13 protein-coding genes are annotated in these 15,440 nt (G+C 45.6%); 7 read left to right on the top strand and 6 right to left on the bottom strand.

Going from position 1 to position 15,440, the window contains the following annotated elements; genetic code table 11:
• Positions 1-646: LysR family transcriptional regulator (locus tag MHM99_RS16375; protein ID WP_239220171.1), on the bottom strand; the 646-nt coding region annotated here is incomplete at its 3' end.
• Positions 647-813: 167 nt separating this feature from the next.
• Between MHM99_RS16375 and MHM99_RS16370 the strand changes: the two genes are divergently transcribed.
• Positions 814-1,329, top strand: a complete 516-nt coding sequence (locus tag MHM99_RS16370) for a lactoylglutathione lyase family protein (RefSeq protein ID WP_014950763.1) — start codon at positions 814-816, stop codon at positions 1,327-1,329.
• Between the two features lie 146 nt (positions 1,330-1,475).
• On the opposite strand, the gene MHM99_RS16365 is transcribed toward MHM99_RS16370, so the two are convergent.
• The 4 genes from MHM99_RS16365 to MHM99_RS16350 form a co-directional block, all read right to left on the bottom strand.
• On the bottom strand, positions 1,476-2,117 hold the full coding sequence (locus MHM99_RS16365) for an MBL fold metallo-hydrolase (protein ID WP_239220170.1): 642 nt from the start codon (positions 2,115-2,117) through the stop codon (positions 1,476-1,478).
• Positions 2,118-2,120: 3 nt separating this feature from the next.
• A complete protein-coding gene (locus MHM99_RS16360; protein ID WP_239220169.1) occupies positions 2,121-3,539 on the bottom strand; it encodes an APC family permease in 1,419 nt (472 codons plus the stop codon).
• On the bottom strand, positions 3,536-5,236 hold the full coding sequence (locus MHM99_RS16355) for an amidohydrolase (protein WP_239220168.1): 1,701 nt from the start codon (positions 5,234-5,236) through the stop codon (positions 3,536-3,538). Before MHM99_RS16355 ends, MHM99_RS16360 begins: the two co-directional genes overlap by 4 nt.
• 88 nt (positions 5,237-5,324) lie before the next feature.
• A complete protein-coding gene (locus tag MHM99_RS16350; RefSeq protein ID WP_239220167.1) occupies positions 5,325-6,365 on the bottom strand; it encodes a serine/threonine dehydratase in 1,041 nt (346 codons plus the stop codon).
• A gap of 195 nt (positions 6,366-6,560) precedes the next feature.
• On the opposite strand from MHM99_RS16350, the gene MHM99_RS16345 reads away from it, so the two are divergent.
• A complete protein-coding gene (locus MHM99_RS16345; protein ID WP_239220166.1) occupies positions 6,561-9,539 on the top strand; it encodes a bifunctional diguanylate cyclase/phosphodiesterase in 2,979 nt (992 codons plus the stop codon).
• Between the two features lie 11 nt (positions 9,540-9,550).
• Positions 9,551-9,925: a PH domain-containing protein gene (locus MHM99_RS16340; protein ID WP_039216362.1), complete on the top strand. Its 375-nt coding sequence runs from the start codon at positions 9,551-9,553 to the stop codon at positions 9,923-9,925.
• Between the two features lie 236 nt (positions 9,926-10,161).
• On the opposite strand, the gene MHM99_RS16335 is transcribed toward MHM99_RS16340, so the two are convergent.
• Positions 10,162-12,375 carry a S9 family peptidase gene (locus tag MHM99_RS16335; protein ID WP_239220165.1) on the bottom strand — a complete coding sequence of 738 codons (2,214 nt, stop codon included), beginning with the start codon at positions 12,373-12,375 and terminating at the stop codon, positions 10,162-10,164.
• Positions 12,376-12,445: 70 nt separating this feature from the next.
• Here MHM99_RS16335 and MHM99_RS16330 point away from each other — a divergent pair, with 70 nt between their 5' ends.
• The 4 genes from MHM99_RS16330 (at position 12,446) to MHM99_RS16315 (ending at position 15,418) form a co-directional block, all read left to right on the top strand.
• A complete protein-coding gene (locus tag MHM99_RS16330; protein WP_014950755.1) occupies positions 12,446-13,069 on the top strand; it encodes an NAD(P)H-binding protein in 624 nt (207 codons plus the stop codon).
• Between the two features lie 140 nt (positions 13,070-13,209).
• Positions 13,210-14,028: a methyltransferase gene (locus tag MHM99_RS16325; RefSeq protein ID WP_049588720.1), complete on the top strand. Its 819-nt coding sequence runs from the start codon at positions 13,210-13,212 to the stop codon at positions 14,026-14,028.
• A 13-nt stretch (positions 14,029-14,041) separates the two neighbouring features.
• The gene (locus MHM99_RS16320; RefSeq protein WP_049588721.1) at positions 14,042-14,530 is read left to right on the top strand and encodes a YgjV family protein; all 489 of its coding nucleotides are present in this window, start codon (positions 14,042-14,044) and stop codon (positions 14,528-14,530) included.
• A 294-nt stretch (positions 14,531-14,824) separates the two neighbouring features.
• Entirely contained in the window at positions 14,825-15,418 is a 594-nt protein-coding gene (locus MHM99_RS16315; RefSeq protein ID WP_239220164.1) for a hypothetical protein, read from the top strand.
• Positions 15,419-15,440 lie beyond the last annotated feature (22 nt).

Genomic DNA, 15,440 nt, shown 5'->3' with positions numbered 1-15,440 from the left:
AGATGTGTATAAGAGACAGACCCGAACCCGAACCCGAACCCGAACCCGAACCCGAACCCGAACCCGAACCCGAAATAATACCCTGCGCGTTTTCAGATAACCCAGGAACCTGCGCAGCAAGCGCGTCAGTTAGGCTACGCGGTAGAATAAGCCCCAATGCTTCTTCGCCTAAATACTCACTATGTATATCTTCACTCTCTGGCTGGTTTGTCACAATGCCAAGCTCCAGCGTATTGTTCGCAATGCCTGACAAAATAGTACGACGAGGTGCGACTTCCACGTGAACATTAAGCGCGCTATGCTGCTTTTGCAGTGCCAGCAGAGCAGGGTAAATACGCTGAGCAATCGCGCCTGAGCAGGCTACTACGCACTTACCTTCAAAAGGGGCGTCAAACTTTAAGCTGGCAATAAAATCTTGCTCTTTTTCCTGCTGCTCCTTGGCATAGTGGTACACACGCTGGCCCTGTTCAGTTAGCTGAATCCCCTTGCCTAAACGGACGACTAATTCACACTGACATACCTCTTCCAGTTTCTTAAGGTGCTGACTTACGCCCGGCTGCGTCATAAACCGTTGCTCTGCGGTGCGCGTAAAATTCCCCGTTTCTACTAACGTGATGAAGGTGTCGAGCCAAATAGGGTTTATCATTAAGGTATAATTAAAATTTATCAAATTTAGAAAATATCATAATTTCATGTTTTATCTTTGTCTAGCTACTATGTATGCACATTCACTTAAGCGGTGTTCGAGTTGGCCTTCTTGACGAGGCGGCCGCTTAAGCCATTTTGATAACTTGCACTACATAGGAGTAAGTGATGACTGAAGCAGTAAAAACACCGTATCCACGTACGTTTTCTCATATTGGAATTTCAGTACCTGACTTAGAAGCTGCCGTGAAATTTTATACCGAAGTACTTGGCTGGTACCTCATCATGAAGCCAACAGAGATTGTTGAAGATGACTCGGCGATTGGCGAAATGTGTACCGATGTATTTGGTCCAGGTTGGGGAAAATTCCGCATTGCGCATCTATCAACAGGGGATCGTGTCGGCGTTGAAATTTTTGAGTTCAGCAACCAAGAGAACCCAGAAAACAACTTTGAATATTGGAAAACCGGTATCTTCCATTTCTGTGTTCAAGACCCAGATGTAGAAGGCTTGGCTGAGAAGATTGTCGCTGCTGGTGGTAAAAAGCGGATGAAGGCGCCGCGTTATTACTATCCGGGTGAAAAGCCTTACCGCATGATTTACATGGAAGACCCGTTTGGCAACATCCTTGAAATTTATAGCCACAGCTATGAGTTGCATTATGCAAGCGGCGCTTACGAATAAGCGTTAGTTAATAACGCTTTTTAGACATTACGCTAAGCAAATGCATAGCAAGCTTTAAATAAGCGAAAGGCGAGGGCGAAACAAGCAAAAGCTTGTTCAACGCACCTCGCCTTTTTGTTCTTTGACTGCTGATACGACGTGAAGTTTTATCCGAATTGACCCGAAACATAAGGATTCGTGGCCTTTTCGGTTGCAACCGTAGTGGTTGGCCCATGACCCGGGTAAATCGTCATATTATCCGGCAGCACCATAATTTTCTGTTTAATCGAGTCGATTAATTGCTGATGATTACCTTGTGGGAAATCAGTTCTGCCAATAGAGCCTGCGAAAATTACATCACCCACAATAACGCGATTACTTGAGCGTTCTACCAGCACCACATGACCAGGTGTATGACCCGGGCAATGCAGCACTTCTAGCGTTAAATTGCCCACTGAAATGGTATCGTTGTCGTTTAACCACTCGTTGGGAGCAAAAGGCTGGGCGGGTGGAAAGCCAAACATCTGGCTTTGCTGCATAAGTGCATCTAGCCAGAATTTATCGCCAATATGCGGCCCAAAAATAGGTACACCGTAATGTTCTGCGATGGCGACGGTACCACCTACATGATCTAAGTGCCCATGAGTGAGTATAATTTTCTCTATACTCACGCCTTTATTTGTAGCAGCTTCAATTAACGTTTCAACGTCGCCACCTGGGTCGACAAACGCGCCTTTGTTAGTGGATGAATCCCAAATTAATGAACAGTTTTGGGCAAAGGGCGTAACGGGTATAACTTGAATTTCCACGGTTTAACCTTTTGTTTCTTTGTTGCTTGGAGCGAAATGAAAAAGCGCAAAATAAAGCAGTGCGCCAACTACTAATTCACCCAGTAAAAATAGCCACGCATTGGTTGACGACTGTGCAATAGACCATGCGCAAACCGCTAGTGCGACAAAGGGTATCAGACGTCGAAACAGGTTTACAGGGCTGGCAAATGCGTCTGCAGAGCCGTTAAAATAAGCGTCATTCTCAGAATTATCTTGCTGCATGCTGCTTTGTGAAGAAGCGCTCTGCGAGGAAGCCCTTTTGAAAGATGCCCGCTGGGCTTTCATCAGCACCCCTACACACACGGCGTAAACCACAAGCCGTGCAAGCACGCTTGAAATAGCTAACCACACAAAGCTGCCGCTCAGCGCCATAGTACCGGCAAATATTCCCAGTATTGATATGGAAACTGCTGGGGTAGCAAAGGATGTGTGAATCTCACCTAACTTCTGTCCCAGTTTACCTGGAATAAGTGACTGCTGCGCCATAGAGAACGTAAGTCGAGACGTAGATATCATATTCGCTAACAAGTTACCGGCAACCGACACTACGGCGGTAAGCGTCATTATGAGGGCCCCGGTTTCGCCAAATATCATATTGGCGAGTGCAATTAGCGGTGCGCTATCAGGTTTTGCAGGCCCCACGGTGTGCCAATAAAGCCACTGCACGCAAAAGTAAAATATGGCAATACCTGAAACCGTAAGCATTAAAGCGCGAGGTATGGTCTTTTTGGGTGAACTGGTCTCGCCGCTCGTGACCACTACCGTTTCAAAACCAATAAAAGCGTAAAGCGTAAGTAGGGCACCGGCAGAAATGGTGTCAAATGCAGGCACAACGGTTTCCGAAGAACGTACTAGCGCAGTAGAAAAATCGAGCTGCCAGTAACCAACCGCAATAAGCGCCACAAAAGGCAGCAATTTTAGCACCGAGATAGTATCGAGTGAACGCATGGCGGCTTTAAGGCCGACAATATTCACTACGATTAGTGCTGTGGCAAGTGCGATAATAGCGAATGACTTGCCTATTCCCGCATTCAGTTCGGGCCACACATAGCCGGCGTACAGCAATAACACGTGCATGTTGGCGGCAATCGCGGTTGCGCGAGCTAAGTAGTAAATAAAGCCAGTTTGAAACGCCGCTGCGTCGCCGAAGCCTTTTTGAGCGTACACCACAGGTCCACCGGTTTCTTGGTACAGCGCCGCTAGCTGCCCAAAACACCACACAATGGCCAGCATTAGCGTGCCAAAAATCAAAAAGATGTAAGGGCTGAAAGCGCCGAGCTCAGCGGCCATTTTAGCGGGCAGAGCAAAAATGCCCGCCCCAATAAGGCCATTTAACACCAAAAGGGCAGCGCCAATGCCGCCAATCCCTTTGGTTAACAGGCTTTTGTTTTCGCTACTCATTTAGAAAAAACTTCTTCTCCAGCCACATAAGTTGCGTGTACTTCGGTTTTCCAAATGTCTTTGGCATCAATGGTAAAAATATCTTGGTCGACCAAGATAAAGTCTGCCCATTTTCCTGGCGTCAGTGTGCCCAAGGTATCTTCCATGTGCCCTGCGTAGGCAGCATCTAATGTAAATCCTTTAAAGGCTTGTTCAATGGTTAACGCTTCGTGGGCATACCAACCTTTTACGGGTTGATTGTTTCTGTCTTGTCGCGTAACCGCAGCGTGAAGCCCGTAAAATGGGTTAGCAAGCTCTACAGGGAAATCAGAGCCTAAGGGCAGTGCAATGCCCGAATCGAGTAGCGTTTTCCACGCGTAAGCGCCTTTCATACGATCTTTGCCTAAACGATCTTCCGCCATGTTCTTATCGCTAGTGGCGTGAGTAGGCTGCATGGAAGGTAACACCTTTAGCGAAGCAAAGCGGGCTAGGTCGTCAGGCGCAATCACCTGTGCATGCTCAATGCGGTTGCGCAGTTCGCTGCCACCAATACTCTTAAACGTGGTTTCAAACTCGTCCAGTGCAACATGGTTAGCCTTATCACCAATGGCATGGTAGTTAAGCTGGAAGCCCGCACCAATTACCGTAGTAAACAGTTGGGTCATATCTTCTGGTTGAGTTAACAGCAAACCATGTTGATGCGGTGCATCTGAATAAGGTTCAAGCAATGCTGCGCCTCGGCTACCAAGTGCGCCATCGCCATAGGCTTTTACCGAACGAATATATAAAAAGTCGTCTTTGTCGCGAATAGTACCATTGCCCAGCATGGTGCTGAGGTCAGGGTCTGTCGCACTCACCATGGCATAAATACGCACGGGCAAGTCACCTTCTACCGCTTCTTTTAAATAGAAATCGTAAACGTCTCTGCCTACGCCAGCATCGTGCATTGACGTAACGCCATTTGCTAGTAAGTGCTCACCTGCTGCATGTAATTGTTGCTCGAAAATAGCGCTGCTAGCTTTGGGCAAATGCGCTTCAATTAATTGCGATGCATTATCAATGAAAACACCGGTAGGATTACCGTCGGCGTCTTTAATGATTTCGCCACCTGCAGGCGATGGGGTGTCTTTAGTTATACCCGCAATTTCCATCGCTTTACTGTTCACCCAGGTAGCGTGGCTGTCTACGCGAGCTAGTGCCACAGGTCGGTCAGAAATGACTTTATCCAAGTCAGCCGCTGTTGGAAACGCTCTGTCAGACCACAATTCCTGGTTCCAACCGCGCCCGGTAATCCAAGCTTGTTGTCCATTCGCAAATGCGTATTCGGCAACTGTCTTGGCCGCGTCTTGTGCACTGCTACTTTCTCGTAAATCGACTTCCAACAAGTTTGCGCCTAAGCCAAGCAAATGCCCGTGAGCGTCGATAAGCCCGGGTAGCATGACTTTGCCTTTGCCATCAATAGTGCTATCGACAGGCGTGTTATCTTTGTCGATATCTAATGCAACCACTTTGCCTTCATCAATGACAAGGTTTTTAAACGTAATCAGTTTGCCACTTTCATTTAACGTATAGCCTTTTACGTTCTCGACTAGCGTTGCAGCATCTACCGTAAGCGTGGTGGTCATAGCACCTAACGTTGCCGCTGTTGCAAACGTTGCGGTTAGCAATTTTGAAAGCGAGTGCTTTTTAAATGTCAGTGCCGACAATGTAGAGTTCATAGTGAGTTTCTGCCTTTTTTATTTCTGTTTTATTCTTTGTTCTTATACCGAGTTGTCCAAATTTCGATAGCTGTGCGCTAACAAAACGCTATGCCTCAACACGCTCAGTTTCTTCAAGTTCATCTTCGTCATCAAGGTCAAGGATAGGAGGCTGCAGCAAAAAATCTCTCTCCCAAATCTTAGCCATACTCGCCTGACTTATGTTTCCACCACTCAATATAACAAGAGCGGTTTGCCCAGGCGGGGTGTTGGCAGCCCAAGCCGCTACTGCAGCCATGGTCATCGCACATGTGGGCTCTATGTGAAGCTTTAATAAATGATGTAGCCATTGGGTCCAATAAGCAATTTGCAGCTCGTCCACTTCATAGAAATCATCTATTTCTTGCAATATAGGGAACGTAACATCGCCAACAGAAGGCGTGGCAGCGCCGTCTGCTAAGGTATTTGGTGCATAGTCTAAGGCAATGATCTCACCAGCTTGCAACGACATAGAGGCATCATTCGCCTCGGCAGGCTCAGCGCCAATGACCAATGCATTTGGCTGTAGTGCGCGAGTTGCCAGCAATGAGCCTGACAATAACCCTCCGCCTCCGCAGGGCGCAAAGACAGCATCCACCTCACCAATTTCGTTAAGCGCTTCTAACGTTGCCGTGCCTTGTCCTGCCACAATATCTTTGTGGTTAAACGGCGGTATCCAGACCGTGTCTGGTGCTTTTGAGGCTTGCTCGACAGCAGCGTCTGCTTCTGGACGGGTAGGAAATAGTTTTAATTCAGCACCATAGCTTTGCGTAGCAGCAGCTTTAATCGGCGAAATGGTCTCGCTCGCGAAAATAGTGGCCTTAATACCAAAGTGAGCTGCTGCATAAGCTACCGCTTGTGCATGATTTCCAGAACTATTGGCAACCACATGCTTCGGTAACCGACCTTCCTCTTTCAAGCGGGCTAAAAAATTCATGGCGCCGCGAATTTTGAATGCCCCAATGGTCTGTAAGCACTCCGCTTTAAACAGAATGCGGTTGCCCATCCATTTGTTGAGCAACGAAGATTCAACAATTGGCGTTTTCTTTACGTCGCCTTTTATTCGTTCATAGGCTTGTTTTATATCTTCGAAATTTGGGGAAATACTCATTAAGTAACGCTCTTTTCATTTTGGTTTTTTTATGGGGTAGCGCCGACAAGGGCCTTTACGCACTAAAAGAAAATCGGAAGCCTTACAGTGCCAGATACTATTAGATAACGCCAGAGCCTATACCACATAAGACAATTCATATTTATTTAATAATTCTACTTTAGTATACCGGCGCTAGTTACCGGAGACAGGCACATGTTAAGCAAACACAACCATCGTATTTACGCCTTACCTACGGTTTTGTTTCTTTTTCTCACCTTTTTATTTGTTTCTGCTGGTGTTTTTATTCAAAACGATGAACGCGCAGCACGTATTTCTAAGGCGCAGTCGGTTGCCGAGCAGGTAAAAATTAGTCTTGAAGTTTTCTCAAGCGAACGTATTCAAGCGCTGCACAACCTGATGCGAAACTGGCCCACCTTTGAGCCAAACCAAGTAGACTGGTTTAATGCGCAAGCCCTGTCATTGATGGGCATGCAGCGAGGCTTTTCATCGTTGGTATTTGTCGATGCGAGCGGTGAGATAGCGTGGGTGGCAACACCATCTTCCGGTATCAAAACCCGTATAGACAACAGCCTCATTGGCCATCCTATGGATGCGTTGGGCTTAAACATATCGCGTTTGTCCGAGGATTTGGAAAGCACGCTTTTGTATTCAGATGCTGCTCAACATCACTTTATCATTGTGGGCAGGGCCATAAGCCCTCAAGAGCCTGAGCACGGATTTCTGGTGGCGGGGTTCGACGTACAAACCATATTAACCGTGATGTTAGGCGAGTTAGTAGGCCCACAGTTTAACTTTCAGCTTAACGCCGACAGTGCAACGCTTTTTCAAAGCGGTGAGTTAGTCAACGATGGCACCATTGTGTCGCTTTTGCCGTTCAGTTTTTTAGAACGCGATTTTTACCTTTCCATGCAGTCTCAGCTAAGCCCATATAACGCAGGCTTGTTAATTATTATGATTGGACTGTTGATGTCAGCGCTAGTTAGCTATGTGCTGCACAAGCAGCTTAAAGGCGCGGTTAATTTGTCTTTGAGTCAGCAGCGTTACCTCACCGCTAGCGAAGCCTCCCTTGATGCGCTTCTTATTTATCAGCCAACAGATGACGACTTTTCTCTAGTAGAAGCAAACTCATACAGTCGCTATCTATTTCGCGGTGCATGTGATGTATTGCGGTCCATGAGCTTAGCCGAGCAAACGCGATATTTAGACTTAAGCAATGAATTTAAAAACGCCAAAAACGTTGCTGAACTTGGCGTGCCTTATGAAGCTCACCTTGCCATTCATAGTGATAAGATTGCGCCTCAATGGATAAAAGTTCAGGTGGTAAAAGCTGGTGACAATATTGCGGTGACCGTAAGGGACGTGACGGAACGTTTTCGCGCCCAGCATGATTTAAAGCGTAGCGAAGAAAAGTATCGCCGCTTAGTTGACGGTATGCACCGCCATTTTGTTTACACCAAGACCGTTGAGCACAACTTTATGTATGTGAGCGCGGGTATTGAAAAGATTTTAGGGTTTAGCGCAGAAGACTTCTGTGCGAACGAGTCGAAGTACGTTCGCCAAGTACCTGACGAGACGTTTGAGATACGCCAAACCATTGCCCGTGGCGAAAAGCCCGAGCCTTATATTGTGCATTATCAAGGCAAGGTCGGCGAGCCGTTAGCGATTGAATTTTCAGACACGCCCATTGTCGACGAGCAAGGATTACTGGTTGCCGTTGAAGGCATAGCTCGCGATGTGACGAAAGAGCTGGCGCTGCAGGAAGAAGTGTATTTTCAAGCTAACCATGACCAGTTAACCGGGCTGTTTAATCGCTATGCATTTGATGAGAAACTGCGAGCGATCCTTGATGAAACGCATAAAGCGGCTGGTCAGCAGGGCGAGAGCAAGACTTTAAACCACGTTGATTTTGAAAAAGTGGCGAGTATCAATTCGCCTCGCGCTTACCACAAGCAAAGCGTGATGTGCTTTATCGATATGGATCGATTCAAGTTAGTAAACGACAGCTGTGGTCATCCAGCCGGCGATAAGCTACTAAAAGAAATCTCCACCATATTTAGGCAATACGTGAATGGGCAAGATCTGCTTGCCCGAATAGGGGGAGACGAGTTCTGCATTATATTTCGCAATCAAAGTTTGGATGAGGTGACCAAGCGCCTAGACAAGCTTTTATTGGCGATTTCAAATTATCGTTTTGTTTATGACGACAAGTTGTTCTTTGTAGGGGCAAGCATTGGCGTTATTGAAATAAACGAGAGTACACAAAGTGCAGAAGCGTTAATTAAAGCTGCTGACAACGCGTGTTACAAAGCCAAACACTTGGGTCGAAACCGTTACTTTGTGTTTCATGATAATGACTCGCAAATGGCCATTGATGACAGTGAAAACCAGGTGTTACATGCCTTGCATCACGCATTACAAAACGACGGGTTTGAGTTGTATAGCCAAGCTATCATGCCGCTTAACGTGCCCAACCAAGAAAAGGCCGCCCAACTTCAGCATTACGAGATTTTGCTTCGTCTAAATGCAAAAGACAGTGGTCTTATAAGCCCGGGGCTTTTCATCCCGTTGGCAGAACGTCACGGTTTAATGAACAAAGTGGATATGTGGGTGGTAGATAACACCCTTAAAACCCTTGAACGTAACCCCGCTCACATCGATAACGTGGGCAAAGTCGCGATTAATTTATCGGGTATTACATTGGGTGATGAAATGGCGCTGCATAAGATTGCCAAGCGTATGCAAAGTACTTCTGTACCTGCTGAGAAAATTTGTTTTGAGATTACAGAAACAACAGCGGTAACTAACTTAAGCGCTGCTAAACATTTCATTTCTACACTACGCGATTTGGGGTGTAGCTTTGCCTTAGACGACTTTGGTGCTGGTATGTCCTCGTTCACCTACCTGAAAAACCTAGATGTTGATTACGTTAAGATCGACGGCTCCTTTGTGCGAAATATCGTTCACGATCCTATCGATCATGCTACAGTAACTGCGATAAATAATATCGCGCACAGTATGGGTAAACAGACCGTGGCAGAGTTTGTGGTCGATAATGCGACCGCCGAAGTTTTACGAGAGCTTAAAGTAGATTTCGGTCAAGGCTTTGCTTTGGATAAACCCAAGCCACTGGCGCATAGAGTTCAATGGCGAGTTAAACTTGCCTCTGCCTAAAAGGAAATGTCATGGGTTTATTTGATACCATCATGGGTAATGCAAGCGAGACTAGCGCTTCAGATGTTCAAGAAGAGCTTACGCCTATACTTGCTGTTAACGAAACCGTTACCTCTGCGTTTAAGCTAGTGCGCGATTTAAGTGTATTCACAAACAAGCGCCTAATCCTTATTGATAAGCAAGGCCTTACCGGGCGCAAAGTGAACTATCATTCAATACCTTATAAATCTATTACGCAGTTTATCGTTGAGACGGCAGGGCATTTTGATACTGACGCCGAGCTTAAAATTTGGCTGTCGGGCAAAGCCGATCCTATTGAGATTGAACTAAGTGCATCGTCTGCTCAGGCGGTACAGCAAAACCTAGCAACCCAGATGTTTAGCTAGTTTCTGCATTTGTCATATTTGATTGATGCTTTGAAGTAGCAAGTGAAGAAAGTCTAATCACCCTGCAAGTGCACAAAGCGCTACAACGCAAACATGTACAAAATAAGCGTTAATTAAACTGACCAAACAAAAAAGCGATGCCTTCATAAGCATCGCTTTTTGCTTTTTACTTCTTTCTAGGGCTTGTCGAGCTTGGATGTACAGTAGAGATCAACAGGCCCCAGGCTCTAACCGTATTAGTCTTTCAAGTTACGGTTAAAGAAGTTAGTAATAGTTTTGTATAAATGAATGCCCGTTTGCTTACCACGGATGCTGTGCTTCTTGCCCGGGTAATCCATAGTTTCAAATGGAATTGCCAAGTCTTGAAGATGCTTGTATAGCATGGTCGAGTGGGTAAACAACACGTTGTCATCTGCCATGCCGTGGTAAATCAAAAGGTCACCCTTCAGATCTTTTGCGTAAGGGAATACTGAAGACGCAGTGTAAGCATCATCATCTGTATTTGGGTTGCCCATGTATCGTTCAGTGTAGTGGGTATCGTATAAGCGCCAGTCAGTTACCGGAGCACCTGACACGCCCGCTGCAAAGTAATCGCCCGCTTTGAACATGGTCATCAGCGTCATGTAGCCGCCATAGCTGTGGCCATGAACACCAATACGCTCAGCGTCAACGTAGTCAAGCGTACGCAAGAACTCTACGCCTGCAACCTGATCGTCCACTTCAATAAAGCCCATTTTTTTATAAATAGGATCTTCAAAGCCTTTACCGCGATAGTTAGAACCACGGTTATCTAGCGTAAATACCACATAACCTTGGTCAACCCAGTGTTGGAAAAGCAAGCCACGGTTACCCGCCCAGCTGTTTGTTACCACTTGTGCGTGCGGGCCGCCGTAAAGGTAAACAATAACAGGGTGCTTCTGTTTAGGGTTTTGCTTGGCAGTGTCAGGCGTGTAAATTCGATACTTAAGAGTTGCGCCATCTTTTGTGGTGATGTCACCAAACTCAGGTGCCGTCCAGCTATCCATGTAAGCGTGCAGAGGGTGGCCTTCTTCAACTTTATTTTCTTCAAGCCAGGTAATTCGCTCGCCGGTGGCGCTATTTAGGCTAACTTGTGCAGGAGAGTTAATCGTTGAGAAACGGTCAATAAAGATAGAGGCATCTTTGCTAAATGCCGCGCTGTGATACGCGCCTAGTTCAGTGATACGTGAAATCTCGCCGCCATCTAAAGGCACGCTGTAAACATGGCTTTCTAGTGGAGTGTCTTTGCGGCCAGAGAAGTACAAACGGTTGTTCGCTGTATCAATAGCTTCAACACTGTCTACAACCCAATCACCTTTGGTTAATTGCTTAACCAGCTTGCCGCTGTTGTCGAATAGGTAAAGGTGTTTAAAACCGTCGCGCTCAGACGCCCAAATAAATTGGCCTTTGTCTTTTAGGAAGTAAAGGTCGTTGTGCAGGTTTACCCACGTGTTGCTTGATTCTGTAAGCAGCACGTTTTCTTTTTTGCTGTTAAGGTCGAACGCTCGCAGCTCTAACGTTTGCTGATCCCGTGTCTGCCATTGGTATGTGAAGGTGGTGTTGTTTGGCATCCACTTACCGCGAGCAAAATAAATGTCTTTATCTTCACCTAAATCTACCCAAGTGCGATCGCCAGAGTTGATGTCTTGAATAGCAAGTTCCACCAAGACGTTTGGCGTGCCCGCTTTCGGGTATTTTTGTTCGATAAGCTTGATGTCGTCAGCATAGATTTCAGAACGCGTGATCACATCTACCGGGCTTTCATCAACTTTGGTAAAAGCAATTTTAGTCTCATCTGGCGACCACCAGTATCCGGTCATACGGCCCATTTCTTCTTGCGCCACAAATTCGGCCATACCAAATTTAATGTTGTCGCCACCTTCTTTGGTAATTGCCGTTTCTTTACCCGATTCAATGTGTTTTACATAAAGGTTCTGGTCGCGAATGAAGGAAATGTAGTTACCTTTTGGTGATAATTTAATATCAGTTTCAAAAGCGTCAGTATCTAAAAGTTGCTTCGCCCCTTTTTCGCCCAGCTTGTGATAAAACACATCGCCACCTAATGGGAAAAGTAATGCTTTACCATCGTCCGACCACTGGTAGCTTACAATACCGCTGCCAGATAAACGCATACGCTCGCGTCGCGCTTTCTCTTCATCAGAAAGCACTTCTTCGCCGCTTTGTAGGTCCTTTGAGTCGAAAAGCATGCGAGTTTGGCCACTTTCAATATGGTATTCCCATAGATCTAGGCGCTCGTAGTCGGTTTGCTTACCTTTAAGAAATGTTACCCGTTGACCGTCAGGTGATACTTTTAACGAACGGGGTGCGTTGCCATCGAGTGAAGGAGAAGAGAAAATACGCTCAATAGTGAGCGTTTCAGCGTTTAAAGCAGTAGAGAGCATAGCGGCTCCAATTAAAAGGGCTTTTTTCATTTTTATCTGCATATTTGACTGTCGAAGGTTTGATTGTAGTTATATCAATTTATGATACAAGGTGCGACATATGAAATCCGCAATGGTGCTAGGAGCGACAGGTTTAGTGGGACGAACGCTTGTAAATATGCTGTTACAGGATAGACGGTACAATGAGGTAACCTGCTTAGTCAGAAAACCGCTCTCCTCCAGTATGTTTAACGACCCTCACAATCGCCTAAAGCCCGTGGTTATCGACTTCGACAATCTACAGGACTATCAAGGCTACTTTAGCGTAAATCATGTGTACTGTTGTCTGGGCACCACGCTTAAAAAGGCGGGATCGAAACAAGCGTTTCGCCGCGTTGATTTTGAATATGTTCATGTTGCCGCACAGCTGACCCGAGCTCAGCGCGCGGACAGTTTTGTATGGATATCATCGGTAGGCGCTGATGCTAAAAGCAGTAACTTTTATTTACGAGTAAAAGGCGAGCTAGAAAACGCGATTATGCGAATGCCTCAGTTACCCCATGCCTCTGCCGTACGCCCTTCGTTATTGTTAGGCAATCGCGACGAGTCGCGGACGCTAGAAGATATAGCGCAGAAAACGGCGCCCATATGGCAAAGCATAATGAAAGGCCCGTTAAAGAAATACCGACCCGTTCATGCCGTTGACGTTGCCAGAAATATGATGTCGCTGCAGCGCTGGAAATAAGCGCTCACAGTAAATGTCACAACCTTAACGTGAAGCACAACCCGACTTGATATAGAATGCGCGCCTTTTAACGCACTAGGTAATACGACTTCCTTATGTTCCGCTGTAAACAATTCACCGTAGCACAGGACAAATGCGCGATGAAAGTGAATACCGACAGTCTGATTTTAGGAAGTTGGGCACAGTTTCGCGCAAACCTCAGCCATGCCCCACGCATCTTGGATATCGGCACCGGCAGTGGCATTTTAGCGTTGATGATGGCCCAAAAAGCAGCGCACTTTTGCAATCCGAACGGTGAAGAGCAGAATGTTCAAAGCAGTTCAATTGACATCAGCTCGTTCGATAATGGCGCAGCCAGAATTGACGCGATAGAAATAGATGAGCAAGCCGCAGCGCAGGCCGCTACCAACTTTAAAAATGCAAAATGGGCCAAACAGCTGTTTATTTACTGCTGTGATGTAACTGGCTACACCTCCCCCCACTTGTATGACCTAGTGATTTCTAATCCACCTTACTTTAACACGCCAGCTACACTTTCAAATGCGTACAGCAAGCAAAGCCAATCTCGCTCCGTGGCAAGGCAAACGTCTGCATTGGGCCCAGATGAACTTTTTAGTGCAAGCAGCAAGTTGTTAATAGAACAAGGGCAAATGTACTGTGTGTACCCAGCGTCGATGGAAGCCTCGGTTATCGAAACGGCTGAAGGTTATGGCCTATCGCTGGCAGATATTCTTTATGTAAAGCATACATCTAACAAATCGCCTTATCTTTGCGCGTTCCACTTTAAAAAAGTAATGGAGGGCGCAAGTGATAATCTTAAAAACGTTACTGCACATCGGGAATGGCCGAGCTTAATAGCGAAAAATGCAATCAAAAATGAGCTGATAATTAGGGATCAAAAGGGCGAATATACCAGTGAATACAAAGCCCTTTGTCAGCCTTTCTACCTTAAATTTTAATGAGCTTATATTAATGAACATAGTTGCAGAAGGCTTTGGCGCAATAGCCGTTGTTTTAAATTTTATTGGGTATCGCCAAACTAACGTAGACAAGTATTTGCTTATTTCTGCGTTTGCCTTAAGTGCACTTAGCATGCATTTTTTTATGCTAGATGCCATGGCCGCAGGCATTGGAACACTGCTTGCCAGCGTTCGTAACTTTATTGCCATTAAACATAGAAGCAATGCCATTTTATTTTTCTTTGTTGCGGTGAATCTAGGCTTCCTCGCTTATGAGTGGTTTGTGCTAGAGCACAGCTGGATAATCTTCATTGCCTATGCGTCTTCACTTATTTTTACAGTGGGATCTTTGGTTATCCGCAATACGCACACTATTAGAAAGGTTTTTCTTGTTGCTGAAACTTTGGGGCTGTTATATGCCATTTCCGTGGGCAGTATTTTTGGAACGGTATTTAATGTAAGTAACTTGATCAGTATTTTAAGTAAGCTGCGCAAGCCCTAACGCTTTAGCAATAAAACTCACCTTATCAATTAGTCTAATTTGCCCACGTTAATCCCGTTTAGTCGGGCTGCTTTTCTGCGACTTACGTTACCTGCTATATGGCTTTTCATATAGTCTTCACACCCTTGTAGGCCTTGCCCTACATGACTTATACCAAAGTTCAATGAGCTAAAGTTCAATATCAATTTGCGTATGTAAGCGTATCGTTATTAATCAGTAAGTATGGTTTCAGCAATTTTTCCTCTGAATGTACGGAAGTAGACTCAGTGTGTAGTAATGAGGGGAGTGTGCGCAGTGAAATTAGTAGATAACTCACAACAATTTGACCAATCACCTACGCTTGAACAATCGTTTCAGAGCGCTATTAATGAAGGCGCTGCGGTAAACGTGTTTGCGCTTGCTCAACAGTTTAAAAATACCAATCCTGCTTTTAAAAAACCTCAACTGGTTGAAGAACGCACGAGTTTAGAGACAGAGCAGCTGTGGAAGAAGCGTCTTTCGATGCTGCTTGATGCAGAAAATAAACTTATGAAAGTTATACGTTTTCGCAAAATTACTGGTATATTTACCGTTGCAAGTATGGCTATGTTTTTATTTTCCCTGTACATAGCGCCAACAATGTCGCCAGTATTGTTCTATGGCCTTATTGTTGTAGCTGCATTTGGAATGGCAACGTATCCGGCGTGGTTGTTAGCGTCTAAAAGCAATAAAAAGCAGAGAGATGACATTTCTCGTTTGTTTTATAAAAGTAATCACGAGATTGAAATGTCGGACGGTAAAATTACGTTAATTAACAGGGCGAACTATGCAAGTGTAACGCAAATACACGTATTGGATCGCAAACTCGTAGACAACACTACACCTCTCAGTTCATTATTGTTCTGTTAGTAGCATCCTTTATTCTTGGGGT

Origin of the sequence: Alteromonas sp. MmMcT2-2, assembly GCF_022348305.1 — a bacterium.
GTDB lineage: Bacteria > Pseudomonadota > Gammaproteobacteria > Enterobacterales > Alteromonadaceae > Alteromonas > Alteromonas macleodii.
Note: the sequence above shows the minus strand (reverse complement) of the source record. Positions and strands in the feature narration are given on the sequence as shown.

What these genes read in the sequence shown, in the direction of transcription:
- MHM99_RS16370 (WP_014950763.1), top strand. Translation starts at nt 814, where the DNA reads ATGACTGAAGCAGTAAAAACACCGTATCCACGTACGTTTTCTCATATT.
- MHM99_RS16360 (WP_239220169.1), bottom strand. Translation starts at nt 3,539, where the DNA reads ATGAGTAGCGAAAACAAAAGCCTGTTAACCAAAGGGATTGGCGGCATT.
- MHM99_RS16355 (WP_239220168.1), bottom strand. Translation starts at nt 5,236, where the DNA reads ATGAACTCTACATTGTCGGCACTGACATTTAAAAAGCACTCGCTTTCA.
- MHM99_RS16350 (WP_239220167.1), bottom strand. Translation starts at nt 6,365, where the DNA reads ATGAGTATTTCCCCAAATTTCGAAGATATAAAACAAGCCTATGAACGA.
- MHM99_RS16345 (WP_239220166.1), top strand. Translation starts at nt 6,561, where the DNA reads ATGTTAAGCAAACACAACCATCGTATTTACGCCTTACCTACGGTTTTG.
- MHM99_RS16340 (WP_039216362.1), top strand. Translation starts at nt 9,551, where the DNA reads ATGGGTTTATTTGATACCATCATGGGTAATGCAAGCGAGACTAGCGCT.
- MHM99_RS16335 (WP_239220165.1), bottom strand. Translation starts at nt 12,375, where the DNA reads ATGAAAAAAGCCCTTTTAATTGGAGCCGCTATGCTCTCTACTGCTTTA.
- MHM99_RS16330 (WP_014950755.1), top strand. Translation starts at nt 12,446, where the DNA reads ATGAAATCCGCAATGGTGCTAGGAGCGACAGGTTTAGTGGGACGAACG.
- MHM99_RS16325 (WP_049588720.1), top strand. Translation starts at nt 13,210, where the DNA reads ATGAAAGTGAATACCGACAGTCTGATTTTAGGAAGTTGGGCACAGTTT.
- MHM99_RS16320 (WP_049588721.1), top strand. Translation starts at nt 14,042, where the DNA reads ATGAACATAGTTGCAGAAGGCTTTGGCGCAATAGCCGTTGTTTTAAAT.